The 23,230-nt window shown below is 63.1% G+C and carries 27 protein-coding genes and 1 pseudogene; 9 read left to right on the forward strand and 19 right to left on the reverse strand.

Translation table 11 applies throughout. The features are described 5' to 3' along the window. Positions 1 to 7 precede the first annotated feature (7 nt). The 4 genes from BI364_RS01225 to BI364_RS18535 form a co-directional block, all read right to left on the reverse strand. Positions 8 to 514, reverse strand: a complete 507-nt coding sequence (locus tag BI364_RS01225) for an MOSC domain-containing protein (protein WP_070077202.1) — start codon at positions 512 to 514, stop codon at positions 8 to 10. Positions 515 to 524: 10 nt separating this feature from the next. Then, complete coding sequence (locus BI364_RS01230) at positions 525 to 803, reverse strand: MTH1187 family thiamine-binding protein (protein WP_070079807.1); 279 nt, start codon at positions 801 to 803, stop codon at positions 525 to 527. 62 nt (positions 804 to 865) lie between these two features. Continuing rightward, positions 866 to 1,630, reverse strand: a complete 765-nt coding sequence (locus BI364_RS18530; protein WP_233279650.1) for a nitroreductase family protein — start codon at positions 1,628 to 1,630, stop codon at positions 866 to 868. After that, a complete protein-coding gene (locus BI364_RS18535) occupies positions 1,537 to 2,487 on the reverse strand; it encodes a SagB/ThcOx family dehydrogenase (RefSeq protein ID WP_233279559.1) in 951 nt (316 codons plus the stop codon). The genes BI364_RS18530 and BI364_RS18535 overlap by 94 nt, the downstream gene beginning before the upstream one ends. Positions 2,488 to 2,599: 112 nt before the next feature. Between BI364_RS18535 and BI364_RS01240 the strand changes: the two genes are divergently transcribed. Together BI364_RS01240 and BI364_RS01245 are read left to right on the forward strand one after the other, a co-directional pair. Further along, positions 2,600 to 3,028, forward strand: coding sequence for a YchJ family protein (locus BI364_RS01240; RefSeq protein WP_070077203.1), 429 nt, complete (start codon positions 2,600 to 2,602; stop codon positions 3,026 to 3,028). 40 nt (positions 3,029 to 3,068) lie between these two features. Beyond that, positions 3,069 to 4,697, forward strand: a complete 1,629-nt coding sequence (locus BI364_RS01245) for a GMC family oxidoreductase (RefSeq protein ID WP_070077204.1) — start codon at positions 3,069 to 3,071, stop codon at positions 4,695 to 4,697. 63 nt (positions 4,698 to 4,760) lie between these two features. On the opposite strand, the gene BI364_RS01250 is transcribed toward BI364_RS01245, so the two are convergent. The 8 genes and pseudogenes from BI364_RS01250 to BI364_RS01285 form a co-directional block, all read right to left on the reverse strand. After that, positions 4,761 to 5,627: a glycine betaine ABC transporter substrate-binding protein gene (locus BI364_RS01250; protein WP_070077205.1), complete on the reverse strand. Its 867-nt coding sequence runs from the start codon at positions 5,625 to 5,627 to the stop codon at positions 4,761 to 4,763. Continuing rightward, positions 5,624 to 6,486: pseudogene (locus tag BI364_RS01255) on the reverse strand (ABC transporter permease). The gene BI364_RS01250 and the pseudogene BI364_RS01255 overlap by 4 nt, the downstream one beginning before the upstream one ends. A gap of 74 nt (positions 6,487 to 6,560) precedes the next feature. Then, positions 6,561 to 7,832 carry a quaternary amine ABC transporter ATP-binding protein gene (locus BI364_RS01260; protein WP_083251085.1) on the reverse strand — a complete coding sequence of 424 codons (1,272 nt, stop codon included), beginning with the start codon at positions 7,830 to 7,832 and terminating at the stop codon, positions 6,561 to 6,563. A gap of 117 nt (positions 7,833 to 7,949) precedes the next feature. Beyond that, complete coding sequence (gene cysQ / locus BI364_RS01265; RefSeq protein WP_070077207.1) at positions 7,950 to 8,768, reverse strand: 3'(2'),5'-bisphosphate nucleotidase CysQ; 819 nt, start codon at positions 8,766 to 8,768, stop codon at positions 7,950 to 7,952. Continuing rightward, a complete protein-coding gene (gene nudE, locus BI364_RS01270; RefSeq protein WP_070077208.1) occupies positions 8,765 to 9,316 on the reverse strand; it encodes an ADP compounds hydrolase NudE in 552 nt (183 codons plus the stop codon). The genes cysQ and nudE overlap by 4 nt, the downstream gene beginning before the upstream one ends. Before the next feature lie 45 nt (positions 9,317 to 9,361). Beyond that, complete coding sequence (locus BI364_RS01275) at positions 9,362 to 9,778, reverse strand: YkgJ family cysteine cluster protein (RefSeq protein WP_070077209.1); 417 nt, start codon at positions 9,776 to 9,778, stop codon at positions 9,362 to 9,364. Beyond that, positions 9,775 to 10,023 carry a hypothetical protein gene (locus BI364_RS01280; RefSeq protein ID WP_070077210.1) on the reverse strand — a complete coding sequence of 83 codons (249 nt, stop codon included), beginning with the start codon at positions 10,021 to 10,023 and terminating at the stop codon, positions 9,775 to 9,777. The genes BI364_RS01275 and BI364_RS01280 overlap by 4 nt, the downstream gene beginning before the upstream one ends. Next, positions 10,020 to 10,691: a 7-cyano-7-deazaguanine synthase gene (locus BI364_RS01285; protein ID WP_070077211.1), complete on the reverse strand. Its 672-nt coding sequence runs from the start codon at positions 10,689 to 10,691 to the stop codon at positions 10,020 to 10,022. The genes BI364_RS01280 and BI364_RS01285 overlap by 4 nt, the downstream gene beginning before the upstream one ends. 147 nt (positions 10,692 to 10,838) lie before the next feature. Between BI364_RS01285 and pstS the strand changes: the two genes are divergently transcribed. The 3 genes from pstS to pstA all read left to right on the forward strand — a co-directional run bounded on the left by pstS (position 10,839) and on the right by pstA (position 13,802). Then, positions 10,839 to 11,861, forward strand: coding sequence for a phosphate ABC transporter substrate-binding protein PstS (pstS, locus tag BI364_RS01290; protein WP_197495792.1), 1,023 nt, complete (start codon positions 10,839 to 10,841; stop codon positions 11,859 to 11,861). 103 nt (positions 11,862 to 11,964) lie between these two features. Then, entirely contained in the window at positions 11,965 to 12,921 is a 957-nt protein-coding gene (pstC, locus tag BI364_RS01295; RefSeq protein ID WP_070077213.1) for a phosphate ABC transporter permease subunit PstC, read from the forward strand. Further along, a complete protein-coding gene (gene pstA / locus BI364_RS01300) occupies positions 12,918 to 13,802 on the forward strand; it encodes a phosphate ABC transporter permease PstA (protein ID WP_070077214.1) in 885 nt (294 codons plus the stop codon). Before pstC ends, pstA begins: the two co-directional genes overlap by 4 nt. Positions 13,803 to 13,916: 114 nt before the next feature. Here pstA and BI364_RS19035 read toward each other — a convergent pair whose 3' ends face one another. After that, positions 13,917 to 14,297: a chloride channel protein gene (locus BI364_RS19035; protein ID WP_197495793.1), complete on the reverse strand. Its 381-nt coding sequence runs from the start codon at positions 14,295 to 14,297 to the stop codon at positions 13,917 to 13,919. Positions 14,298 to 14,765: 468 nt separating this feature from the next. Here BI364_RS19035 and BI364_RS01310 point away from each other — a divergent pair, with 468 nt between their 5' ends. Next, entirely contained in the window at positions 14,766 to 15,224 is a 459-nt protein-coding gene (locus BI364_RS01310; RefSeq protein WP_070077216.1) for a tellurite resistance TerB family protein, read from the forward strand. Next, positions 15,221 to 15,928 carry a sulfite exporter TauE/SafE family protein gene (locus BI364_RS01315; protein WP_070077217.1) on the forward strand — a complete coding sequence of 236 codons (708 nt, stop codon included), beginning with the start codon at positions 15,221 to 15,223 and terminating at the stop codon, positions 15,926 to 15,928. The genes BI364_RS01310 and BI364_RS01315 overlap by 4 nt, the downstream gene beginning before the upstream one ends. Here BI364_RS01315 and BI364_RS01320 read toward each other — a convergent pair. The 6 genes from BI364_RS01320 to BI364_RS01345 form a co-directional block, all read right to left on the reverse strand. Continuing rightward, on the reverse strand, positions 15,891 to 16,385 hold the full coding sequence (locus tag BI364_RS01320) for a DUF4426 domain-containing protein (protein ID WP_070077218.1): 495 nt from the start codon (positions 16,383 to 16,385) through the stop codon (positions 15,891 to 15,893). The two genes, BI364_RS01315 and BI364_RS01320, sit on opposite strands and share 38 nt — an antisense overlap. A gap of 111 nt (positions 16,386 to 16,496) precedes the next feature. Continuing rightward, the gene (locus BI364_RS01325; RefSeq protein ID WP_083251087.1) at positions 16,497 to 18,320 is read right to left on the reverse strand and encodes a chloride channel protein; all 1,824 of its coding nucleotides are present in this window, start codon (positions 18,318 to 18,320) and stop codon (positions 16,497 to 16,499) included. Between the two features lie 126 nt (positions 18,321 to 18,446). Further along, positions 18,447 to 18,758: a DUF167 domain-containing protein gene (locus tag BI364_RS01330; RefSeq protein ID WP_070077219.1), complete on the reverse strand. Its 312-nt coding sequence runs from the start codon at positions 18,756 to 18,758 to the stop codon at positions 18,447 to 18,449. A 2-nt stretch (positions 18,759 to 18,760) separates the two neighbouring features. After that, positions 18,761 to 19,315 carry a YggT family protein gene (locus BI364_RS01335; RefSeq protein WP_070077220.1) on the reverse strand — a complete coding sequence of 185 codons (555 nt, stop codon included), beginning with the start codon at positions 19,313 to 19,315 and terminating at the stop codon, positions 18,761 to 18,763. Position 19,316: 1 nt separating this feature from the next. After that, a complete protein-coding gene (proC, locus tag BI364_RS01340) occupies positions 19,317 to 20,132 on the reverse strand; it encodes a pyrroline-5-carboxylate reductase (RefSeq protein WP_070079809.1) in 816 nt (271 codons plus the stop codon). Between the two features lie 70 nt (positions 20,133 to 20,202). Next, positions 20,203 to 20,886: a YggS family pyridoxal phosphate-dependent enzyme gene (locus BI364_RS01345; RefSeq protein ID WP_070077221.1), complete on the reverse strand. Its 684-nt coding sequence runs from the start codon at positions 20,884 to 20,886 to the stop codon at positions 20,203 to 20,205. A 111-nt stretch (positions 20,887 to 20,997) separates the two neighbouring features. On the opposite strand from BI364_RS01345, the gene BI364_RS01350 reads away from it, so the two are divergent. Beyond that, entirely contained in the window at positions 20,998 to 22,032 is a 1,035-nt protein-coding gene (locus BI364_RS01350; RefSeq protein WP_070077222.1) for a type IV pilus twitching motility protein PilT, read from the forward strand. Between the two features lie 35 nt (positions 22,033 to 22,067). Next, positions 22,068 to 23,213 (forward strand): PilT/PilU family type 4a pilus ATPase, encoded by a 1,146-nt coding sequence (locus BI364_RS01355; RefSeq protein ID WP_070077223.1) that lies wholly within the window; start codon positions 22,068 to 22,070, stop codon positions 23,211 to 23,213. Positions 23,214 to 23,230 lie beyond the last annotated feature (17 nt).

Below are 23,230 nucleotides of genomic sequence, written 5' to 3' on the forward strand. Positions count from 1 at the left end.
GCGGGCGTCAGTTCGGCAGTATTTCCAGGGTGTCGCCCACCGATAGCCAGCCGCCTTCGATCACGTCCAGGCACACGCCGCTGTCGCGCCCGAGACCCCGGCACATCCCCGATCCTTCGATCTGGTCGAGATAGCCGCAGGGCGGCCGCGGTCGGCGGCAGGCGAATATGGCGCCGCCGATGCGGATGCGCGTGCCCACCAGGTCGTTCGCGCGCACATGATCGACAACGAGGTTACGGCGATGACCACCGGCGTCGAGTTTTGTCCTTAGCGCAGGTGGGATGCGACGACGGGCGCGGCCAAGGTCGCGCGTGCCGATCAGCGTAAGCTGGCAGGCGTCGGTGGCCTGCCAGAATCCTGCCCGCGCGGCGTAGCGATCGCCATCCAGGCCCTGTCCTGCAAGTGCCTCGGCGCGCTCGACTCGGTGCATGGGTGCGCCCGCCGCGGGTGCGAGATAGATCGCACCGAGCGCGGCCGGCACATCGCGCGCACCGAAGGGCCAGGGCCACTTCATGCCCGCGCGGTCACAGCCGTTTGCCGGCCAACGTTGGGACCTTATCGCTGCGCGTCTCCAGCTTGAGATAGCTCACCAGCCGCACCGCGCCTTCGGCGTGCAGCGTGGCGTGGACAGTCTCGACCGCGTCAAGAATTTCGTGCAATTCGCCTTCGATATTCGTGCCGGAGGCATGGGTTTCGATCAGCAGCGGGTGGCGGCCGAGCAGCGCGACGACGCGCTCGATTTCGCGGCGTACGGAAACGCCTGCGCCGAGCGGGATGACCTGGAGTTCTGCGGTGGCTTGCATGGAGATCTCCTGTTGCGGGACGGGTGGGCAGTGGCGCTGATCGTCTGCGAGCCGAATGCCCTTCAATCTGATGCGCGTGTGCGTGTCAGGTGCGCGTAGGCGGGCAGGGTTTGCAGGCGCGCATCGACATGCGCACCGCCGATGGTGAAGTGATACAGACTCTGCAGCGCGGTGCCTTCGATGCCGATCAACTCGTGTACGGGATCGTCGAAGAAACAGCCGATGCCGGTGCCACGCAGACCGGCAGCCTCGGCTTCCAGATAGAGCGTTTGTCCGAGCATGCCCGCCTCCCAGAACAGCTGTCGGTAGCACCAGGGTGCCTGCGTCAGATCGCGTTCGAACTCGCTCAGCATGGCCAGGCTGAAGGCGCCGTCGGCGGCGATGTCCTGGTGGCAGGACAGCGTGCGCGCGGCGGCGCGTGCGTCGCCTTCCTGCATGCGGTAGAGAGCAAGGTGGGCGGGAGCGTCATTCACGCGTTCCCAGGCGAATTCGGCGGACAAGGATGCACGCATGAGGGCTTCCGCGCCGTCGCGGCGGAGGAGCAGATACAACCCCGGCGCGAGATTTTCCACGCGGTGCACGAACAGCAGCAGGTGCAGTCTTGGTTCCCAGGTGACCGCATCCCAGGGCGGTATGCCGGGGCGCGGCAAGGTCGCGTCCAGCAGGCGGTAGAAGGCTTCGGTGTCGATGCCACTGACGCCGTCGAAGGCTTGGGCACTGCGCCGTTGGCGAATCAGTTCGGCCGCACCGAGCGTGCAGGTGCCGGGGGTAGCTCTGGCAACGGCGGTGGTTGCCAGGGCTGATGCGCGGTTCGTGGCTTGGCGCAGGCGGCGGCCACTTGGTCGATCATCGGCCAGTCGATGCCGTGTGTCTCGGATAGGCGGTTGGCGCGGCCTTGCCAGTGGCCGGTCTGCGCGGCGGCGAGCGACGTCTCGGGGGCGACGTGCAGCGATTCCGTGAGGCTGACGCTGAGCAACAGGTCGGGGTGCTCGCGCTCGGCGGTGCCGAAATCCGCGTCGCGGTCGATACCCAGCAGTGCGGCGATGTCGGCGTCGCTCCAGCCGGCGAGCAGATGGACATGCCAACCCAGGGTCGCGGCGGCATAGCGTGCGGCGGCCAACGCGTGACCGATGTCGTGCTGGCAGTAGCGGTAGGCGCGTTCACCGTACTTCCAGGCCTCGCGCCAGTGGATTGAGCTGAGGCCGAGCAGGAACGTACCTGGTGGCAGTGGCTGAATGCCATCGGCGAAGATGCAACGCTGTTCCAACAGATGGTCGCGGCTGAGGTAGTGATGCACGCCGTCGGCCAAGCCAGGCCAGCCGCTCGTCACTACATAGGCCTCGGTCGGATGCAGGTTGCCACTGGAGGGATTGCAGCGCAGGGCCCAGCGTGTGTCGCCGTAGCGTTTCCAGGCGGAAAGGCCGAAGGCGAGTTCCAGCAGTGCGGCAAGTGCGGGTATGCCAGGGGTGCGAGCCGAGAGGGCGCCGGGGCGGTAGAGGTCGGTGTAGGTTGGCAGCGGGGCGTCGCCGAGCAAGGGCAGCTCGCGGAGCGGTGCGCCGGCAAAGCTGCGGAAGGGATCGGGCTGGGTATCCCAGTCGAGTCCCGCTGGACCGGGCGCGTAGCGCTGGAAGTGGTGTTTGGTGCGCTGGTGATAGGCCAGTACCCTGTCTGACGATGCGGTCATCTGGCTCGCCGATGGATTTTGCGGAAAGATCGGGATTGGTCGAGCGTAACATGTCTGCTGGAGCAACAGATCGGTAGCGGCCGGTTCAACCGTAGCGATATAGGAGGCACATATGGGTAAGGGGAGCGCGAGCAACCAAGCCGTGGCGGATACATGCCCTTGCGGTGTCGGCCGGACCTTTGCGGTCTGCTGTGGCCGCTATCTGGATGATGGCGCACTGCCGGAGACGGCCGAGGCACTGATGCGTTCGCGTTACACGGCCTACGTGCTCGGTCGCGAGGATTACCTGTTCGCCAGTTGGCATGTCTCGACGCGGCCTGCGTCGCTGGGGCTCGATGCGGCACGGCGCTGGCTGGGTTTGCGCGTCACGCATATCGAGGCGGGTGGCCCGATGGATGTCGAGGGATGGGTCAGTTTCGTCGCCCGTTCCAAGCGCGGTGGCCGGGCGGACCGACTGGAGGAGCGGAGTCACTTCGTGCGCGAGGACGGTCGCTGGTATTACGTCGACGGCGAGATCGGTTCGGTGCCGGATCGGTATTGATACACGGCCCGCAGAGGCCGAGGCAGGAGGCACGAACAGCATGGTTACCGATGAGGCACGGACGTACGACTACATCATTGTGGGCGCGGGTTCGGCCGGCTGCGTGCTCGCCAATCGGCTATCCGCCGATCCGGCGGTGCGCGTGCTGCTGCTGGAGGCGGGCGGGCGCGACGATTACTTCTGGATCCACATCCCGGTGGGTTATCTCTACACCATCAACAATCCGCGTACCGACTGGTGTTACAAAACAACATCGGAAGCCGGATTGAACGGCCGTGCGCTCAACTATGCGCGCGGCCGGGTGCTCGGCGGCTGTTCGTCGATCAACGCGATGATCTATATGCGCGGCCAGCGCGAGGATTACGACGGCTGGGCCGCCGCCGGTAACACGGGCTGGAACTGGGAATCGGTGCTGCCGTATTTCAAGCGCATGGAGGATTCTGCCGGCGGTGCGGACGCGTTTCACGGCACTGGCGGCGAGCTGCGCGTGGAGCCGCCGCGCGTGCATTGGGACATCCTCGATGCCTGGCGCGCGGCGGCGGCCGAGGTCGGGTTGCCGCCGATGGAGGACTTCAATCGCGGGGAAACCCTTGGCTGTGGTTATTTCCGCATGACGCAGCGCCGCGGTGTACGCTGGAGCGCGAGCACAGCCTTTCTCAAGCCAGTGCGCGCGCGGCCAAATCTGCGTGTGCTCACCGGTGCCCAGGTTTCGCGATTGCTGTTCGAGGCACAGGCCGATGGCCTGCCGCGTGCGGTCGGGGTTGAGGCGCATATCCAGGGCGAGGGCATGCAGCACCTCGCCGTGCGCCGCGAGGTGCTGCTCGCAACGGGCTCGATCGGCTCGCCACAGATACTCCAGCTTTCGGGCATCGGCCCGGAGGCACTGTTGCGCGAACACGAGATCGCACCGTGCACGGTACTGCCCGGCGTCGGCGGCAACCTGCAGGATCACCTGCAGATCCGCAGCGTGTACCGCGTACATGGTGCACGCACACTTAACCAACTCGCCAACAGTGTCTGGGGCCGGATCGGCATGGGTCTGCAGTATGCCTTTACCCGTCGCGGGCCGCTGACCATGCCGCCGAGCCAGCTCGGCGCCTTTGCGCGCAGCGATCCCGATCAGGCGACGCCGAACCTGGAATGGCACGTGCAGCCGCTGAGCCTGGACAAATTCGGCGACCCGCTGCACGACTTCCCGGCGATCACGCCCTCGGTGGCCAATCTGCGCCCGACCAGCCGGGGGCATGTACGCATCTGTAGCGCCGATTACGGGATACATCCCGAGATTCGTCTCAATTATTTGTCGACTGAGGCAGATCGTCGCGTGGCAGTGGCCGGGCTGCGATTCACGCGTCGCATCATGGCGGCACAGGCGCTTGCCCGTTACGCCCCCGTGGAATGGAAGCCGGGGTCTGATATCTCGTCAGACGAGGATTTGATCCAGGCCGCCGGCGACCTCGGCACGACTATTTTTCACCCGGTCGGTACTTGTCGTATGGGCGATGACGCCGATGCCGTGGTGGATGCTCGGCTGCGCGTGCATGGGGTGGCGGGTCTGCGGGTGATCGATGCTTCGATCATGCCGACGATCACCTCGGGGAATACCCATGCGCCGAGCATGATGATCGCAGAGAAGGGTGCTGCGATGGCCATCGAGGACTGGCGCTAGGTCGCGGCCGTTTGTAAAGGACCGGCGCCCCGCGTGGGCGAGGCGCCGGCGTGTCGACGGAGACTAGTCGATCCAGCTCTCAACCTGCTTGGGATGGGCTTTGATCCAACCCGCGATCACGGTTTTCACCGGCTTGCCGTTCTTGGCCTCAAGCATCATCTGCTGCAGCTGGGCGCTGGTCAGCGAGAAGCGGTGCAGGAACTTGAATACGGCCGGGTCCTTGCTGGCGAGGTGCGGGTTGGCGATGGTGTTGATGTGGCCGCCGACGCCGTAGACGTGCTTGGGGTCCTTGAGGTACTTGATGTCGAATTTGGCCCACAACCACATTGGCGTCCAGGCGGTGACCACGATCCACTGCTTGCGGGCGATGGCGCGCTGTAGCTGCGCGGTCATCGCGGCGGTGGAGCTGGTCTGCAGGTGGAAGCCCTTGAGGCCGTAGGTCTTGATCGCGGTCTCGGTGTTCATGTTGATACCGGCGCCGGCGCCGACACCGACGATGCGGCCCTTGAATTTATCGGCGTATTTCTCCAGTCCGGCGATGGTGTTCACCGGCACGTATTTGGGCACGGCGAGGCCGAGCTGGGTGCCGGTCACGTTCGGGCCGAGGTTAACCACGCGGGTCCACAGCTTTTCGTAGTAGGTCTTGTGGGTGGTCGGCAACCAGGCGGTGAGCATGGCGTCGGTATGGTCGCTGGCGACGGCTTCCCACATCGGGCCTGCACTGGAGGCGACGAGTTCGACCGGGGTGTGCAGACGCTCGCGGATCACGGCGGCGGCCAAGTGGGTGGTGATGTCGCTCGACGGCCAACTCTGCACATAGCCGAGCTTGATCGTCGGTTTGTCGGCGGCCTGCGCGGCCGGCAGCATGGCGATGCCGGCGGCGGAGGCCGCCAGGATGAAGATGCCTAACAGGCGTGTCAGTTGTTTCATTGCTTGCCCCTATTTTGTCCGAAGGATTGCGTGATGCGATCGAGAATGATCGCGAGGATGACGACGGCAAGGCCGCCGACGAAGCCCTTGCCGACATCAAGCTGAGTGATGCCTTGCAGGACGACGTTGCCGAGACCGCCGGCGCCGATCATCGCGGAGATGACCACCATTGACAGACCCAGCATGATGGACTGATTGACGCCCGCCATGATCGACGGCAGTGCGCTGGGTAGCTGTACCTTGATCAGCATCTGCCACCAGGTGGCGCCGAAGGAATTGGAGGCCTCCACCAGTTCGTGGGGACCTGGCGGATGCCGAGTGTGGTCAGCCGGATCAGCGGCGGGAGTGAGAAGATCACGGTCGAGAGTACGCCGGGCACCAGACCCAGCCCGAAGAAAATGACCGCAGGGACCAGATACACGAAGGCCGGCATGGTCTGCATGATGTCCAGCACCGGTCGCATGATGCGGTCGGCAAGGTCGCTGCGCCCGGCAATGATGCCGAGCGGCAGGCCGATGATTACAACCATCAGCTCGGCCGCGAGCACCAGCGCAAGGGTTTCCATCAGCGCTGCCCAGTAGCCGAGATTGAGGACCAGCAGCAGGCCGAGCACGGCGAACGCAAATAGCCCCCAGGCGGCCTTGCGGCGCCAGCCAAGCAACCACAGCGAGAGGACCGCGACGATTGCAATGGCGAGGAAGGGCGGTAGAGCGAGCAAGCCGTTCTTGAGCCCGGCGATGATGAAATGCACGCTGGCGGTGATGGCGTTGAAGGCGCCGGCATAGTGTTCGGTCAGGTAGTTCACGGCGTTGCTGACGCCCTGACCGATCGGTAAGGGGGTTCCCAGTTCAAAGCTCATGGCAATGCCTCGATGCGTTGTCTCTATGGGCGAACACGGATTTGCGAAATGGGCGGGCGCGAGACGCCAGGCCGTCAGGCGATTTCGGCGTCGTCCGTTTCGGGGTCGACGCGTGGCGGGTCGGCCGAGTTCTCATTCGTGATGTCACCCGTGGTGTTGTCGCCTTGCGCCAAGGCAGCCAGCAGGGTGCTTTTGTCGATCACGCCGATCAGGCGCTGGCGAGGATCGAGCACGACCACCGGCGAGGTCTTCTCGGTGACCAGATTGATCAGGTCGCTCAAATTCGTGTCGGGATCGGCGACCGGCAACGGATGTAGGCTGCCCGGATCCAACCGTTCCTGGTCACGCTGTCGGATGGCCTCGTCGAGACCAACGTATCCCTGTACCTGGCGGCCATTGTCGACCACGACGAGGCCGCCGAAGCCGCTACGCTCGATCTTGCGCAGCAGGGTGCGCGGCGAGTCCTTGATGTGTCCGGTGGTGGTCGGTTGGCGCATGATCTGCGAGGCCGTGAGCACCTGAGTGCGATCCGCGCCTTCGACGAAGGCGGAGACGTAGTCGTCGGCCGGGTGCGCAATGATCTCTTCCGGTGTGCCGACCTGGATCAGCAGCCCGTCGCGCATGATGGCGATGCGGTTGCCGAGTTTGAGCGCCTCGTCCAGGTCGTGGGAGACGAATACGATGGTCTTGCCAAGCCGATCCTGGATTTCCAGCAAGTCATCCTGGAGTTGGCTGCGGATCAGCGGGTCGAGTGCGCTGAAGGCTTCGTCCATGAGCAGGATTTCAGGATCGGCGGCCAGCGCCCGGGCGAGGCCTACGCGTTGTTGCATGCCGCCGGAAAGTTCGGAGGCGTAGCGCGTCTCGTAGCCCGCCAAACCGACGGTTTCGATGACTTCTTGTGCGCGTCGCTGGCGCTCTGCCTTGGGCACACCCTGAATTTCGAGTCCGAATTCTACGTTGCCCATGACGGTGCGATGGGGCAGCAGCGCGAAGCTCTGGAACACCATGCCGAACTTGCGCCGCCGTAGGGCACGCAGGGCCTTTGGCTTGAGGCGCGTGATGTCGTCGTCGTCGATGAGGATTTGACCGGCGGTGGGTTCGTGCAGGCGGTTGATGAGCCGTAGGAGCGTGGACTTGCCGCTACCGGAGAGCCCCATGATGACGAAGATTTCGCCGCTGCGAATCTCCAGTGAGACGTCGAGGGTGCCGACGACTGCGTTGTGTGCCTGTTGAACTTCGCGTTTTGTCTTGCCCTTGCGCAGTTCTGCGAGGGCCTTGCCGGCCTGTCGCCCGAAAATCTTGCTGACCCCCGTCAAGCGGATCCTTGTCCGCGTGTTTTCCGACATCAATAAACCTGTGTTGTGTGCAACGCCTTCTTACCCTAACGCATCGACCGGTGCAGGGCAAAGTCGCCCTGGGGCGGGTGTGGTTGTTTGGCGCGCGCGGTTGGCGAGCGCGTTTATTTAGTCGCCGCTGAGTGTGGCCCAGTCGCGGCTGTCGTCGCCGAAGGCGAGAAAGTGGGGATTAAGCAGGGATTCTTTGGTGTTATAGCGTAGTCGGTGTCCGTCGGTGTCGGTCAGGCGCCCGCCGGCTTGCTCGAGTACGCATTGAGCGGCGGCGGTATCCCATTCGGAGGTCAATCCCAAGCGCGGGTAGAGATCGGCCACGCCTTCGGCGACTAGGCAGGTCTTGAGCGCGCTGCCCATGCTGATCAGCTCGTGCGTGCCAATACGTTCGAGCATGTCCTGGAGACGGGCGCTGGCGTGCGAGCGTGAGCCGGCCACGGTCGGGCAGTCGGGCGTGGGTCGCACGCGGATGGGTTGGGCTGCTGCGTCACCATCCTGACGCCAGGCGCCCGCACCTTCGGCGCCGAAGTAGCAGATATCGAGCGCGGGGGCGTAGACCACGCCGAGGATGGCGTCGTGGGCGTGGACCAGGGCTATGTTGACGGTGAACTCGCCGTTGCGCTTGATGAATTCGCGAGTGCCATCCAACGGGTCGATCAGCCAATAGGTCGCCCAGCGCGCGCGTTCCTCGAAGGAGATAGATTCCGATTCCTCGGAGAGAATCGGGTGTCTTGGGGAGAGGGCGGCCAGCTGCTCGACGATCAGGTGGTGGGCGGCGTAGTCGGCGGCGGTGACCGGGGTTTGGTCGGCCTTGCGCTCGATATCGAAGTCCTTCGATTCGTAGATCGACATGATCGATTCGCCGGCTGCACGGGCGATCTTGCAGATGCTGGGCAACAGCTCGCCGAGGTATGCGTGTCCGGGGTGTGTGCTCATAGTCGCCCCTCCCGCAGGCGGTCGCGCGTCAGGTAGAGCGCGGCTAGGCTGCGCGCCTCGGTAAAGTCTTCACGGTCGACCAGTGCGTCGATATCAGCCAGCGACCAGGGCACCACTTCGATCTCCTCAGGCTCGTCGCCTTGCAGGCGCTGGGGATAGAGATCCCGCGCCAAAATTACTTGTGTGAGGTGGGTCATATAGCCTGGGGCGACGCTGAAATCGGTCAGGTGGACCAAGTGCCGGGCGCCGTGCCCGGTTTCCTCCATCAGCTCGCGGTTGGCCGCAGCCAACGGATCTTCGCCCGCCTCGATACGCCCCTTGGGCAGGGCCAGTTCGTAGGCCTCGCGGCCGGCGGCGTATTCGCGGATCAGAAGCACGGTGTCGTTGTCGACTAGCGGCACCACCAGCACGGCACCGCCATCCGCACCGACGAGGCGTTCGTAGCTGGCCAGTGCGCCATTGGCGAATTCCAGTTCGAGGGCTTCGACGCGAAAAATGCGGCTTTGTGCCACGGTTTTGCGGTCGAGAATGCGAGGCTTTTCGAGCATTCAGGAAGTATGCGGGGAACAGGCTCTCTCATCAAGTTGGGACATTCACTCACCCCAGCGCGGAAAGCGCCGGTAACAGTAGCTCAGCAAATCGTCGTAGCCATGGAAATACAGCTCGAATCCAGGCTCGGCCGGGGCATCGAATTCGCAGAAGTCGTTGCTGTATTCGCGACAGATCGCCGGGCGTTGTTCGTAGATGCCGCAACGGCCGTCGGGTTCCAAATGCGTGCAGCGGCTATCGATCAGGAGATACCAGCCGTCGCCGTCGCGGTAGACATGTACGCCACGATGGGAAACTTGCCAGAGGAGATGATCGAAGTCGTGCTTGCTGCGCGGCGCGGGGATCTTCTGGGTAATGTAGGTGCAGCACAGTGCGCCGGTGCAGAATCCGCATTTGTTTTCGGGCGTGATCGTGCGGCGTACGCGGATGGGGATGTCCGAGAAGCGTGGCGGTGCGTTCATTTGACGGGCGTTGGCAGGTTGCGGATCAGGTCGAGGCGGATGCGTACTTCGGTGCCTTGTTCGTCGCAGGCTCGTAGATAGCCCGGCCCCGCCGGGTCGTTGATGACCTCCAGCGGACGGATGCGGCCGAGATAGGCGGCGTCGCTGGCCTCGTCGGCCCAGTGTAAATTGAGAGTTTCGCCGGTGAGTACGGCGATTTCGAGGCGCTCGCGAACGTGGCCTGGCACGGGCTGGGGCGGTTTCATGGTTGATCCTCCGATGGGTTCAAGGCCGGATCGATGCGGCCGGCGGCGGCAAAGGCTGCCCGACGCTTCACACACTGCGGGCAGCCGCCGCAGGGGCGATCGCGGCCGAGCAGACAACTGTAGGTACAGGCATAATCCACGCCCAGCGTACCGCCGAGGCGAATGATTGCGGCCTTGTCGAGCGCGATCAAGGGGGCCTCGACCACAATTTCGGACAGATGTGCCGCCAGGGTACGGAAGTGCTCTACGAAGGTGGGCGAGCCGCTGGGGTAGGCCTCTGCATCTTCGCGATTGAGCGCCAGACACAGGCGTCGCACATGCCGCTCGGTGGCGAAGCTCAGGGCGAGGCTGAGCAGTATCAGGTTGCGATGCGGCAAAGGGACATGCGGTTGCCAGGTACGGCCCCGACGGAAGGCCGCGCCGACTTGAGAGAGGTCGAGCGTCTCCAGTTCGAGCCCCAGAGCGAGGCATTGGGATTTGGCGGCGGCACACTCGCGGGCACTTGCACGCTGGGCGTAATCGACGAAGAGTGCGAGGACCGGGCCATCGCGGTATTCACGATGCAGCAGGGTCGCGCTCTCGATGCCGCCGCTGAGTAGTACCAGCGTAGGAGAAGAAAATGTGGCCTGAGAATCGCCGCCCTTCACAAAAGATTCACGAACTTGCATCACCCTAGCGGCTCTTACGTGTCGGACGGTGCGTTGTGCCGCTCACGAAGTTTCGCAGTTTTGTCATAAATAATTGAGGAGGTTTGCATGTCTACGTCCCTGTCTTCGAACGGGCGTTGGTTGCGCCGGGTTGGCCTGAGTCTTGTAGTGGGTTCCACCCTGTTGGCGGTTGCCCCGTCGCAGGCGGCCGTGAATGTGCTGGAGACGGGTTCCAGCCTGCTGTATCCGCTGTTCAATCTCTGGGTGCCGGTTTACGGCAAGATGCACCCGGATGTCCATATCACCACCGCCAGCACGGGTAGCGGTACGGGTCTGGCGCAGTCGATCAATGGTTTGGCCCAGATCGGCGCTTCCGATGCTTACATGAGCGACGCGATGATGAAGCAGCATCCGACGATGCTGAACATTCCCACCGCGATTTCCAGCCAGATGGTTAACTATAACCTGCCGGGCTTGAACCACCATCACCTGAACCTGAGTGGTCCGGTGCTGGCCGACATCTATGCCGGCAAGATCACCAAGTGGGACGACAAGCGCATTGCCGAGATGAACCGTGGCGTGCACCTGCCCGACCACAACATCATCGCGGTGCACCGCAGCGACGGTTCCGGCGACACCTTCATCTTCACCCAGTACCTGAGCAAGTCCACCAAGTGGTGGATGGACAAGTACGCCTACGGCACCAGCATCAGCTGGGCGCCCGTGCAGGGTGCGATCGGTGCCGAGGGCAACCCAGGCATGGTCGACGCGCTGAAGAACAATCCTTACTCCATCGCCTACGTCGGCGTCAGCTACAAGCACCAGATCCAGGAAGCCAAGCTGGGTGAGGCGCGTCTGAAGAACCGCGACGGTCACTTCGTGCTGCCCGAGGTGCGCACGGTCAAGGCCGCTGCCGCGTCGATGGTGCCGCATACGCCGGCCGACCAGCGCATCAGCCTGATCTTCGCGCCCGGCAAGTACAGCTACCCGATCATCAACTACGAGTATGCTGTCGTGAACAGCCGTCAGCCGAACGAGACCATGGCCAAGACGCTGAAGACGTTCCTGACCTGGGCCGTTTCGCCCGAGGGTGGTAACGCGCAGCACTTCATGACGAAGGTGAACTTCGTGCCGCTGCCAGAAAGCGTGGCCAAGCTATCGATCAAGCAGATCGACAAGATCCACGGTTAATTCGGAACTGATTGTGTTTTCCCCTGTCCCATAGGGGGTCTTGCGACGGACGCCCGGCCATGCCGGGTGTCCGTCCGCTTGTTTGGGCTGGATAACTACTGACATGTCACAATTTCGCATCAGCCTTGGCGCGGTTGCCGCGCTGCTGCCCCTGTCGCTGTTGGCCATCATCAGCTTCCTGGTGGTTTATGCTTGGCCCGCCATCGAATTCAACGGCATCGGATTTCTGGTGCATAACGACTGGAATCTCGGCAGCATGTATGCCAATCCGGTCACCATTGACGGGCATCAGGTGTTGCCCGGCGCCAATTACGGCGTCCTCTTTCTGATTGCCGGCACGTTGTTGTCCTCGCTGGTGGCGATCGTGGTGGCCTTGCCACTGGGTGTTCTTTCGGCGATTTTTCTGGCCGAAGCGGTCCATGGGCATTTGCGTACCGCCACTTCCTTCGTGGTCGAGCTGCTGGCCGCCGTGCCCAGCGTGGTCTACGGCTTGTGGGGTTACGTGGTGTTGATTCCGTTCCTGGGGCACCACGTCTATCCGGTGCTGGAACATACTCTGGGTGCCTTCATCCCCTTTTTCGCCGGTCCATCCGGCAGCGGTTATGGCCTGTTGACCTCGGGCCTGGTGCTCGCCGTCATGATCGTGCCGCTGATCACGGCCACCGTGCGCGATGCCTTGGTGGCGACGCCTAGCGCCTTGCGCGAGTCTGGCATGAGCCTGGGTGCAACCCGCTTCGAGGTGGTGCGTCAGATTCAGTTGCCCGGTGTGCGCAAGGTGATAATCGGCGCATCGATCCTGGCGCTCGGGCGTGCCTTGGGCGAGACCATGGCCGTGCTCATGGTCAGCGGCAATGCGCTCAATTACATTCCGAAAAATATCTACGACCCGATCTCGACCATGGCCGCCTTCATCGCCTCGCAGCTCGACAGCGCGCTGCAAGACCCGACCGGTATGGCGGTGCGTGCACTGGCCGAGGTCGCCTTGATCCTGATGGTCATATCCGTGGTGGTGAACGCCGCCGCTCAGCTTATTCTTTGGGTTTCCGGAGGCCGGCGATGAACGCGACGACCCAGACCGACGTATTGGCCACGCCTGCGCCTCAGGGCAAGCAGATTTATCTAAGGCGCCGTGCGAGCGGTGTGATTGGCTGGACATTGACCACCACGGCCATCGGATTGCTCGCCTTCGTGCTGCTTTACCTGCTGGGCTTTGTGCTGGTGCGCGGTCTGCAGGCGCTGCACCCCGATATTTTCCTGACCGATACCCAGGGCATCGCCGGCGGCTTGCGCAATGCCATCGTCGGCTCGCTACTGATCTCTGGCGGCGGCGTACTGCTGGCCGCGCCGGTGGGGATTTGCGCCGGCATTTTTCTGGCCGAGTATGGCGACGGCTGGCTCGGGCGAACCGGTCGCTTCATGTCGGACGTGCTGGTCGGCGTGCCTTCCATCGTGCTCGGCTATTTCGGTTACATCACGATGGTGTTGTATCTGGGCTGGAAATTCTCGCTGGCAGCCGGTGCGTTGACGTTGGCAATCATGATGTTGCCTTACATCGCGCGGACCAGCGAAATGGCGCTGCGCCAGGTGCCGCTGTCCGCACGCGAGGCCGCCTACGGGCTTGGGTGTGGGGAAGGGCGGGTGATCTGGAGCATCCTGATGCCCGCAGCGAGAGGGCCGATCATCACCGGTGTACTGTTGGCGCTGGCCATCTCGCTGGGCGAGACGGCACCGCTGCTGTATACGGCCGGCTGGTCGAACTACCTGTGGAGCGGTCAGCTGACCCACGAGGGCGTCGGTTATCTGACCTACGTGATCTGGAGCTTCATCGGCGAACCCTACGCCTCCGCACACCAGCTTGCCTACGCCGCGGCCCTGCTGATCACGTTGATGGTGTTGGCGATCAATCTGATCGCGCGCGCACTGTTTTACCGCCGTCCCTGATCGCGTTCGTTTAACGCCCGTGCGGGAACTGGCGGGCGTCGGCGAGTTCTCCTCCCAGCTACTGCTCGGCGCCGATCACGCCGAGACCCGTGCGGGGGAAATCTTGCCGCCGGTCTACCCTCGGCTACCATGGCGAGGCGCGCACCGGCTTGTCCAGGGTCGCGAGCATATCCTCCAGACGCGTGTCGGCAGGCACGGCCAGCAGATCGGTGCGATGATCAAGGCGCTGCCGCGAACATCACCGGCACCCACCGTGCGCGCATCGACCGTAGCGAATCGCAGCTCGACGGCGAACAGCACGCTGACAATCGAGGTGTTGAAGGTGGCGGCGATGCCAGTGGTGGCGCCGGCCGCGACTCTGGTGGTGGGCAGTGAAGCGCTCAGTCGTAACCACTGACCGAATGTGGACGAGCAGATGGCGCCGATCTGGATGATCGGGCCTCGCGGCCAATGGGGGCGCCACGGCCCAGCAACAGCGGAGGCCAGTGGGTGCACCTGCGCGACGCGGGGCCGGATGCGCCCCTGATAAAAATCGTGTTGATCACGTCAGGGACGCCGTTGCCGCGGGCCTCCGGGGCTAGTGCTGCGTCTATGAGGCGACATCGAGCGCGCCAGTATGACCACTATGGCGCCGACCCCCTACCGAGTGCGGTATATGCCGCTGGGCAGCGTAGATGAGATCGGCGACTGTAGAACAGCACATTGTGGAAAGTGCGATCAGTGCGCGGAAGGCAATTGCACCGAAGCCGGTGGACGCCGCCGACGACAGCGGTCAGGACCATAACGCGCCAGTAGACCAGGGTGAATGCGACTGGGTGTGATGGTGGGAGCAGACGGTACCCATGCCGCGAAGCCTTGATGGGGCGGCCCACGCCATTCTGCGGAGCTTGGACCTGGCCTCAAGGCGTGCGAGAGACTTCGCGCCTGCGCTACCATGCCGGCAAGCGAATGACAGGAGCAATTATGCTGGGCGCAATCAAGGCTTTTCTCAAAGAACGTTTACATCACGCCGCAGGCCCGGCGGATCGAGCGCAGGCGTTGCAGGTGGCGACCGCGGCGATCTTGCTGGAGGTCAGTCGTGCCGATTTCGAGATTGACGAGCAGGAGTTGGAGGTCGTTGCCGCCGCGCTGGTTCGGACCTTCTCGCTGGATGAGGCCGCGGTGCGCGAGTTGATCGCCGAGGCGCTGGAGCAGGACGAGGAGGCGCTGTCGCTGTATCCCTTCCTGCAATTGGTGAACGATCACTGCTCGCCGGAGGAGAAGTTCGCGATCATTGCCGACCTCTGGCGGGTCGCCTATGCCGACGGTCGTCTGGACAAGTATGAGGAATACCAGATCCGGCGCATCTCGGACCTGCTTTACGTACAGCACAGTGAGTTCATCCGCGCCAAGTTGACGGTCCGGGCCGACGACGGTCGATGAACCTCACGCTGTCCGATGGCGCAGGCTATGGTGCGGCGGTGTTGGTGGGCCTGCTGGGCGGAGTCCACTGCGTAGGCATGTGCGGCGGTATCGTGGGTGCGCTGAGCTTTGGGATGAGTCCGGGGCGGCGCGCTGGATTCTGGTCGGCCTTGCCGATTTTATTGGCTTACAACATCGGGCGTATCACGAGCTACAGCATCGCTGGCATGCTTGCCGGTGGACTCGGTTGGTATGCCACGCAGTTGGCACATGTGCATCAAGCCCAGCTCGTGCTGGGGGTGATCGCGGCGCTGTTTATGATCGCGCTGGGGCTGTATCTCGCCGGGTGGTGGCGTGGATTGGCGGCGGTGGAGCGCCTCGGTGGCCATGTCTGGCGGCGGATCGAGCCCTTTGGCCGACGTCTGTTGCCCGTACGTGGGCCAACCCAGGCGCTTGGCTTGGGCGTCGTATGGGGCTGGTTGCCTTGCGGGCTGGTTTACAGTGTCTTGATCTGGGCATTGGCCAGCGGTGGGCCGTTGCGCGGCGCGCTGCTGATGCTTTGCTTTGGCTTGGGTACCCTGCCGAACCTATTGGCCATGGGGGTTTTCGCCGCGCGTTTGGCGAAGTTTGCGCGCCTGCCCTGGGTGCGCAGGGTCGCGGGTAGCCTGGTGGTGGCCTTCGGCGTGTTCAGCCTGCTGCGATGGCTGCCTCTGTCTCTCGGTTGAATGTGTCGCTTTCCATGTGGAAGCGTTGTCTGTGGCGGAAGTACTGCATGCTGCCATTGGGCAGGTCGACATGCACATGGAATTCCAGAAGTTCGCCATCGGCGATCGGGAAGCCGCCGAGGTAACGTGTGCCATCCGCCGTGTCCACGCGATGAATTTCCACGGCCTGATAGTGGCCGTCCGCAGTAGCCACAGACACCGATACGGTGGCGGGTAAGGCATTTCCACCCACTTCCTGATTCGATTTGCGCACGGACAGCTCCAGCAGCCCGCGGTCTGGTGCGCGTGCGATTCCTGCGTGCATGGCGATTGCGGCGCCCAGAAAGTCCGAATTCAATGTGCTGAAGTGAATGATGTATTCACCGGCGAGGACGACCTGATCGGCATCTGCGCTACCCGTGAGCGCAATCGCGAACAATGCTGCAAAGGCCCGCGCGGCGGGCGACAGCGTTTTCATGATGTTCCCCCTTTTGCGGATGCCGCCCTGCTGCCGAAAATGGTTTGGTGGTCGCGGCGATCCTTTCCGGGGAGTGTAGGTCAGATGTGCGCGATGCGCGATCCCCGGCGACTAACGGGTGGCCATGTCGCGCAGATCGCCTGGCAGGTTGGCGTGTTCCATCACATCGTCCCAAGAGATGACGCCGACGATGGCGTCGGCACCCGTTGAGGGTGGCTGGCCCTGTGCAAGTATGGCGATGTGGGTGGCATCTTTGCGTAGGTGGCTGACGAGATCGATTACCTGAGTGTGCTCGGCCATCAGCGAATATTGCGGGTTCGCATAGGGACTCAGCGGTGCGTCGTCGCTCTCGGCGAGTACGGCTCCGAGGGCATCGGAGGTGATGATCCCGACGGGTACGCCGCCCTCAACCAGGACAACGTGCGGGCGCGTACGGTGAGCCTCCAGCCTCGTCCGCAGGACGCCGATACGCGTGTCCGCATCCAGGCGCAGGAACGGGGCCTGGATGAGCTCCAGGGCGTCGCGCATCAGGTAGAGGTTGCTCTGTACGGAGGTCGGCAGATGGCGCCCGCGGCGACTGAGTTTGAGGGTGTATAGGTTGTCGGCCAGCAGCAGGTGGCGCACGCCGTAGGCCAGTGAAACTGCGATGATCAGTGGGATGATGACGTTGTAGTCGCGGGTCATCTCGAAAATCATCACCACCGCGGTGACTGCGGCACCGGTGCTCGCAGCGACCATGCAGGCCATGCCGATGACCGCACCGCCCACGGGGCTGACTTCAAGCCCCGGCAGTAGGCCATGGCCAAGGCTGACCAGTCCAGCGCCGAGGGCGGCACCCATGAACAGCGCGGGGGAGAAGATGCCGCCGGAGGCGCCAGAACCCAGCGTCAGCGACACCGCGATCAGTTTGAGGAACATCAGCGTCAGGAGTACCCAGGTGACGGTAAGGTGGCCGTCGAGGATGTCCTGAATGGTGGCATAACCGACACCTTCGATGTAGTAGTGGCCGAGGTAACGCATGAGCAGATACATCATCACGCCAACCAGCAGCATGCCGAGGGCGTGACGGGTGTAGTAGTTGCCGGGGATGCGGTCGAAGGCGTCTTCGAAGGCGTAGACCGAGCGCGTATAGATCATTGCCAGCAGGCCCATTACCAGACCCAGCAGGGCATAGGCCATAAATACCCGGAAGGAGCTGGAGGTGGCGGCGTGCAGCGTCATGGGCGGGATGATGAACGAGGCGTGATCGCCGAAGAACAGCCGCCCGACGAAGCTGGCGGCGCCGGTGGCGATCATCAGCGGGATCAGGGTGCGCGCACTGATCTCGACCAGCATGATCTCGGTGGCGAACAGGATGCCGCCGATGGGGGTGTTGAAGGTCGCGGCGATGCCGGCGCCGGCGCCACAGGCGATCAGCACGAGCCGTTGCCATTCCGGTAATCGAATCCATTGCCCCAGCACCGAGCCGAAGGTGGCGCCGATCTGAATGATCGGTCCCTCGCGGCCGATGGCACCACCGGAGCCGATGGAAATGGACGAGGCCAGCGACTTGATCAGCGCCACCTGTGGGCGGATCACGCCGCGCTTATAGTAGATCGCGTCGATCACTTCGGGCACGCCGTGGCCCTTGGCCTCTGGTGCGAAGGTTTTGACGAGGAAGGCGACCAGCAGCGCACCGATCACCGGTACCGCGATGACGCCAATGCCCCAGGGGCTTTCCACCGTGTGCCTGAGGGTGTCGTAGGCGATGCTCAGGTGGCCAAAGAAGAACAGGTTGTGAAATAGGCCGATAAGCCCGCGGAAGACGACGGCCCCCAGTCCCGCGATGATGCCAACCAGCAGTGCGAGTAGGGCGAGTCGAGGGTGAATGCCGGGTTGTCTGGGAGGGCTGGCGGGTGTTGGAACAGGAGGGGGGCTGGGTTGAGCGGTGAGCATGCGATTCTCGCTTGCGTAAGGTCGGTTATGACGGTTGGGCGGTCCGATGGTGGCTGTGCCTTGTATGGTTGACCATAAACGTGGCGATAAGTGCGGTTTTGTGGTCTGCGGCGAGGGCAGGAGGGATCAGTCCGGAGCGGGGATGTTCAGCGATGGCAGGCATCCGGGCGATTCGATGAGCAGATCCTTGTTGCGAGACTGTGCACCGCGCAGCAGGTGTACGCGGGACTTGGCGACGCCGAAGGCCTTGGCGATTAGCTCGATCAGTTGGGTATTGGCGCGACCGTCGGTGGGCGGCGCGCTCAGATAGACCCGCAGGCGTCCGTTCGCGTGCTCGCCGAGGCGTGTTCGACTGGCCCTTGGCTGCACGCGCACTGCCAGCCGCAGATCGTCTCCCTGATGCCGCCAGGGAGTATCTTGGGGCGGCGTGTCGGCCATGCTTAGCCGAGCAGGTTACGAATCAGGATCAGGGCGATGTTGAGTAACAGCAGCGCGACCAGTGGCGAGAGGTCGATCATGCCGATCAGCGGCACGATGCGGCGGATGGGCGCGAGCAACGGTGAGGTCATGCTGTCGAGCAGGCCGGCAACGGGATGGTATCCGCCGCCCATCGGGGCTACCCAGCTCATCAGCGCCTGGATGATGATGGCGCCGATGAAGATGTATACCAGTAGCACCAGTAACTCACGCAGTGCGAATAGCAGTACCAGCGGCAGCGGCGGTGTCAGCCCCTGGAGCATCGCGGTGAGGTAGATTTCGGCGATTTGCAGCACGATCAGGAGCACGATCGAGGCGCTGTCGATGCGTCCAACCGAAGGGATGATACGGCGCATCAGTCGCAACGGCGGATTGGTCAGCGAGACGACGAACTGCGAGATTGGATTGTAGAAGCTCGCGCGCACCAGCGCGAACAAAAAGCGCAGGAGTACGACAAAAATATAGAAAGAAAACAATGCGTTTACCAGGAACAGCCCGATTTGTGCGCCAGCTCCCATGTCAGTTCTCTCCCAGTTCGCGGGCACGCCGTGCGGCGGCGCCCATGGCCTCGGCAACCAGTTTACGCAGACCGCCGGTTTCGAAGACCTTCAAGGCCTGCTCGGTGGTGCCACCCGGCGAGGTGACACGCGCCCTCAGCGTGGCCGGCGAGTCGTGGCTCTCCAGGGCCAGGCGCGCTGCGCCGTATACGGTGTGCAGCGCAAGGGTGCGGGCAGTATCGGCGTCGAGGCCGAGATCAACGCCGCCGGCCTCCAGGGCCTCCATCAGTAGAAACACGTAGGCTGGGCCACTGCCGGACAGGGCAGTCACGGCGTCGAGTGCAGCCTCGTCCTCGAACCACTGTAGTTCGCCCACGGCCCGCAGGATGTGATCGGCCATTGCGTGCTGCGTTGTGTCGACCCGTGCATTGGCGTAGGCGCCGGTGGCGCCGCAGCCGATCAGCGCGGGAGTGTTCGGCATGGCGCGCACGATTGCACGGTCGCCACCGAGCCAGTGATCCAGGCGCACGCTGGTGATGCCGGCGGCGACGGAGAGGAATAGCACGTGACGTCCGGTCTCGCGCAGCACGTCCGCGGTCGTGGCCATGACCTGTGGCTTGACCGCAAGCACAATGCAGCCGGCGCTTCTGATGGCCTCGGCATTGTCCGCGGTGACCACAATGCCGGGGAAGCGCTCGGCCAGACTGGCACGCTGCGCATCACTTGGATCGGACACGCGGATGCGCGCGGCGGGATAGCCGTCGCCGATTAGACCGCCGATGAGGCTGCCTGCCATGTTGCCGCCGCCGATAAAGGCTATAGTATCGCGCTGTTCCATCGTCATCCTTGTGCCTGTATATATCCGATCGTGTGCGCACCGTAGCCGAGCGCCATGAGGACGGCAAGCGTCACGCGCGCGAACCGAAGATGGCGGTGCCGATGCGTACCAGGGTCGCGCCCTCGGCTACCGCCGCATCAAGGTCGCCACTCATGCCCATCGAGAGCGTATCGAGTGTGATCCCCGCGTCCACAAGCGCATCCTTTAGTGTCCGAACGCGCGCGAATGCCGCGCGTTGTACGGTGGGATCATTGTCGGGTGCGGGCAGGGCCATGAGGCCGCGTAGGTGCAAACGCGGCAGGGCGATGACGGCTTGAGCGAGTGCGGTGGCGGTCTCTGGCGCGACGCCGGATTTACTTGTCTCGCCGCTGATGTTGACCTGCAGACAAACCTGCAGGGGCGGCAATTCAGGCGGGCGTTGCCGATCCAGGCGCTCGGCAACGGATAGGCGATCGATTCCGTGAACCCAATGCGCGAGCGCCGCGACCTTGCGGGTTTTGTTCGATTGCAGATGGCCGATGAAGTGCCATTCGATATCGAGATCGGCCAGTTCGGCGGCCTTGCCGGCAAACTCGTCCACATAGTTTTCGCCGAAGGCGCGCTGACCGCAGGCCCATGCCGCGCGAATCGCGGCGGCCGGGAAGGTCTTGCCCACGGCTACCAAGCCCACGGTTTCTGGCTTACGCCCCGTGGCTTGGGCGGCGGTCCGGATGCGAGTCCGGACTGCCTCGATTCGGGTGCAAATTTCGCTCATCGGGCTGTGCTATAGTCGAGAGGCCTTGTGCCGTAAGGCTGATTTGAACAACGATAAAGCCTATCAGACTCGACGCCCGTACAGGCGCTCGATGATCGGGAGACAAGCCGAATGGATATCACGCAGTTGCTGGCCTTTACCGTCAAGAATGGGGCCTCCGACCTGCATCTTTCCGCGCAATTGCCGCCGATGATTCGTGTCGATGGCGATATTCGCAGGATCAATGTCGACGCACTGGATCACAGTACGGTACACGACATGATCTACGACATCATGAACGATCGTCAGCGTAAGGACTACGAAGAGCGCCTGGAGACCGATTTTTCTTTCGAGATTCAGGGCTTGGCGCGTTTCCGTGTGAATGCCTTCAACCAGGATCGTGGTGCTGCGGCGGTATTTCGTACCATTCCCTCCAAGGTGCTGACCCTGGAGCAGCTCGGTGCGCCGTCGATACTGCAGAAGATCGCCGGATACCCGCGTGGCATCGTGCTGGTGACCGGTCCGACCGGTTCCGGCAAGTCGACTACGCTTGCGGCGATGGTCGATTTCAAGAACGACAGTGAATACGGGCATATCCTGACGGTGGAGGACCCGATCGAATTTGTGCACCAAAGCAAGAAGTGTCTGGTCAACCAGCGTGAGGTGCACCGCGATACCCTCGGCTTCAACGAGGCGCTGCGTTCGGCGCTGCGCGAGGATCCCGACACCATCCTGGTGGGCGAGCTGCGCGATCTTGAAACGATTCGACTGGCCTTGACGGCCGCCGAAACTGGGCATTTAGTGTTCGGCACCTTGCATACCAGTTCCGCCGCCAAGACCATCGACCGTGTGGTCGACGTATTTCCGTCGGGTGAAAAGGACATGGTGCGCGCGATGCTTTCCGAATCCCTGCGCGCGGTCATCTCGCAGACGCTGCTCAAGAAAATTGGCGGCGGTCGCGTGGCCGCCCACGAGATCATGATCGGCACCCCCGCGATCCGCAATCTGATCCGCGAAGGCAAGATCGCGCAAATGAATTCCGCCATTCAGACGGGGCACGGCATGGGCATGCAGACCCTTGATCAGTCGCTCAAGGAGCTGCTGTCGCGCGGTCTGGCCAGCAAGGAAGATGCCCGCCGCAAGGCCGTCAGCCCGGACGCCTTGTAACGACACCCTGCGTGACGCGGGGAGAGAGTTGAGGAATGGAACGCGACAAGGCCATACGATTCATGCACGACTTGCTGAAGTCTTTGCTCAGCAAGCGTGGCTCGGATCTGTTCATCACCGTGGGTGCCCCCCCCTCGATCAAGGTCGACGGCAGGATGACGCCGTTGACCAATCAGCCCCTATCGCAGGCGCATACCCAGGCGTTGGTGCGCTCGGTGATGAATGACAAGCAGGCGGGTGACTTCGAGCGCGAGATGGAGTGCAACTTCGCCATCGGTTTGCCGGGTGTGGCGCGTTTTCGTGTCAACGCCTTCACCCAACGTGGTAGCGCAGGCATGGTGTTGCGCATCATCAACACCGAAATTCCGAGCTTTGAGGATCTGAATCTGCCGCCGATTCTGCGCGACATCGCGATGACGCGACGCGGTATGGTGATCTTCGTCGGCGGCACCGGTTCGGGTAAATCCAGCTCGCTCGCGGCCATGCTCGGCTACCGCAATCACAACAGCTACGGGCATATCGTCACCATCGAGGACCCAATCGAATACGTCCATTCCCACGGCAACTGCCTGGTGACCCAGCGCGAGGTGGGCGTCGATACCGATTCGTACGAAATCGCCCTGAAGAACACACTGCGCCAGGCGCCAGACGTGATTCTGATCGGCGAAATCCGTGAGCGCGAGACCATGGACTACGCCAATGCCTTCGCGGAAACAGGGCATCTATGCCTGTCGACCCTGCATGCGAACAACACCAACCAGGCCCTTGATCGCATCATCAACTTCTTCAGCGAGGAGCGTCGCCACCAGCTGCTCATGGACCTCTCGCTCAACCTCAAGGCGGTGATCTCGCAGCGACTGATCCCCAGGGCCGATGGCGAAGGACGAGTGCCGGCAGTGGAGGTGCTGATCAACAGTCCGTTGATGGCGGATCTGATCTTCAAGGGCAAAGTGCACGAAATGAAGGAGTTGATCGCCAAATCCAACGAGATGGGCATGCAGACCTTCGATCAATCCTTGTTTGATCTCTTCGAGCGCGGGTTGATTACCTATGAGGATGCGTTGCGCAACGCGGATTCGGTGAACGACCTGCGTCTGCGCATCAAGCTCGAGAGCAACCGCGCGCGCGGCAAGGATCTGCTCGCCGACGTGCCGCAATTCACCGTCGCCGAAAGCGATTGAGCCGCCACGGCACGCCC

The sequence above is a fragment of the Acidihalobacter yilgarnensis genome (assembly GCF_001753245.1).
GTDB classification, from domain to species: Bacteria; Pseudomonadota; Gammaproteobacteria; order DSM-5130; family Acidihalobacteraceae; genus Acidihalobacter; species Acidihalobacter yilgarnensis.

Excerpts from the sequence above, each read along its gene's own strand:
- BI364_RS01320 (WP_070077218.1), bottom strand. The coding sequence starts at position 16,385 with ATGAAAACGCTGTCGCCCGCCGCGCGGGCCTTTGCAGCATTGTTCGCG.
- pstC (WP_070077213.1), top strand. The coding sequence starts at position 11,965 with ATGTCACAATTTCGCATCAGCCTTGGCGCGGTTGCCGCGCTGCTGCCC.
- BI364_RS01325 (WP_083251087.1), bottom strand. The coding sequence starts at position 18,320 with ATGCTCACCGCTCAACCCAGCCCCCCTCCTGTTCCAACACCCGCCAGC.
- BI364_RS01230 (WP_070079807.1), bottom strand. The coding sequence starts at position 803 with ATGCAAGCCACCGCAGAACTCCAGGTCATCCCGCTCGGCGCAGGCGTT.
- BI364_RS01355 (WP_070077223.1), top strand. The coding sequence starts at position 22,068 with ATGGAACGCGACAAGGCCATACGATTCATGCACGACTTGCTGAAGTCT.
- BI364_RS01335 (WP_070077220.1), bottom strand. The coding sequence starts at position 19,315 with ATGGGAGCTGGCGCACAAATCGGGCTGTTCCTGGTAAACGCATTGTTT.
- cysQ (WP_070077207.1), bottom strand. The coding sequence starts at position 8,768 with ATGAGCACACACCCCGGACACGCATACCTCGGCGAGCTGTTGCCCAGC.
- BI364_RS01250 (WP_070077205.1), bottom strand. The coding sequence starts at position 5,627 with ATGAAACAACTGACACGCCTGTTAGGCATCTTCATCCTGGCGGCCTCC.
- BI364_RS01315 (WP_070077217.1), top strand. The coding sequence starts at position 15,221 with ATGAACCTCACGCTGTCCGATGGCGCAGGCTATGGTGCGGCGGTGTTG.
- BI364_RS18535 (WP_233279559.1), bottom strand. The coding sequence starts at position 2,487 with ATGACCGCATCGTCAGACAGGGTACTGGCCTATCACCAGCGCACCAAA.
- BI364_RS01260 (WP_083251085.1), bottom strand. The coding sequence starts at position 7,832 with ATGTCGGAAAACACGCGGACAAGGATCCGCTTGACGGGGGTCAGCAAG.
- BI364_RS01275 (WP_070077209.1), bottom strand. The coding sequence starts at position 9,778 with ATGAACGCACCGCCACGCTTCTCGGACATCCCCATCCGCGTACGCCGC.
- proC (WP_070079809.1), bottom strand. The coding sequence starts at position 20,132 with ATGGAACAGCGCGATACTATAGCCTTTATCGGCGGCGGCAACATGGCA.
- BI364_RS01245 (WP_070077204.1), top strand. The coding sequence starts at position 3,069 with ATGGTTACCGATGAGGCACGGACGTACGACTACATCATTGTGGGCGCG.
- BI364_RS01285 (WP_070077211.1), bottom strand. The coding sequence starts at position 10,691 with ATGCAAGTTCGTGAATCTTTTGTGAAGGGCGGCGATTCTCAGGCCACA.
- BI364_RS01345 (WP_070077221.1), bottom strand. The coding sequence starts at position 20,886 with ATGAGCGAAATTTGCACCCGAATCGAGGCAGTCCGGACTCGCATCCGG.
- BI364_RS01350 (WP_070077222.1), top strand. The coding sequence starts at position 20,998 with ATGGATATCACGCAGTTGCTGGCCTTTACCGTCAAGAATGGGGCCTCC.
- pstA (WP_070077214.1), top strand. The coding sequence starts at position 12,918 with ATGAACGCGACGACCCAGACCGACGTATTGGCCACGCCTGCGCCTCAG.
- BI364_RS01330 (WP_070077219.1), bottom strand. The coding sequence starts at position 18,758 with ATGGCCGACACGCCGCCCCAAGATACTCCCTGGCGGCATCAGGGAGAC.
- nudE (WP_070077208.1), bottom strand. The coding sequence starts at position 9,316 with ATGCTCGAAAAGCCTCGCATTCTCGACCGCAAAACCGTGGCACAAAGC.
- BI364_RS01310 (WP_070077216.1), top strand. The coding sequence starts at position 14,766 with ATGCTGGGCGCAATCAAGGCTTTTCTCAAAGAACGTTTACATCACGCC.
- BI364_RS01240 (WP_070077203.1), top strand. The coding sequence starts at position 2,600 with ATGGGTAAGGGGAGCGCGAGCAACCAAGCCGTGGCGGATACATGCCCT.
- BI364_RS01225 (WP_070077202.1), bottom strand. The coding sequence starts at position 514 with ATGAAGTGGCCCTGGCCCTTCGGTGCGCGCGATGTGCCGGCCGCGCTC.
- BI364_RS01280 (WP_070077210.1), bottom strand. The coding sequence starts at position 10,023 with ATGAAACCGCCCCAGCCCGTGCCAGGCCACGTTCGCGAGCGCCTCGAA.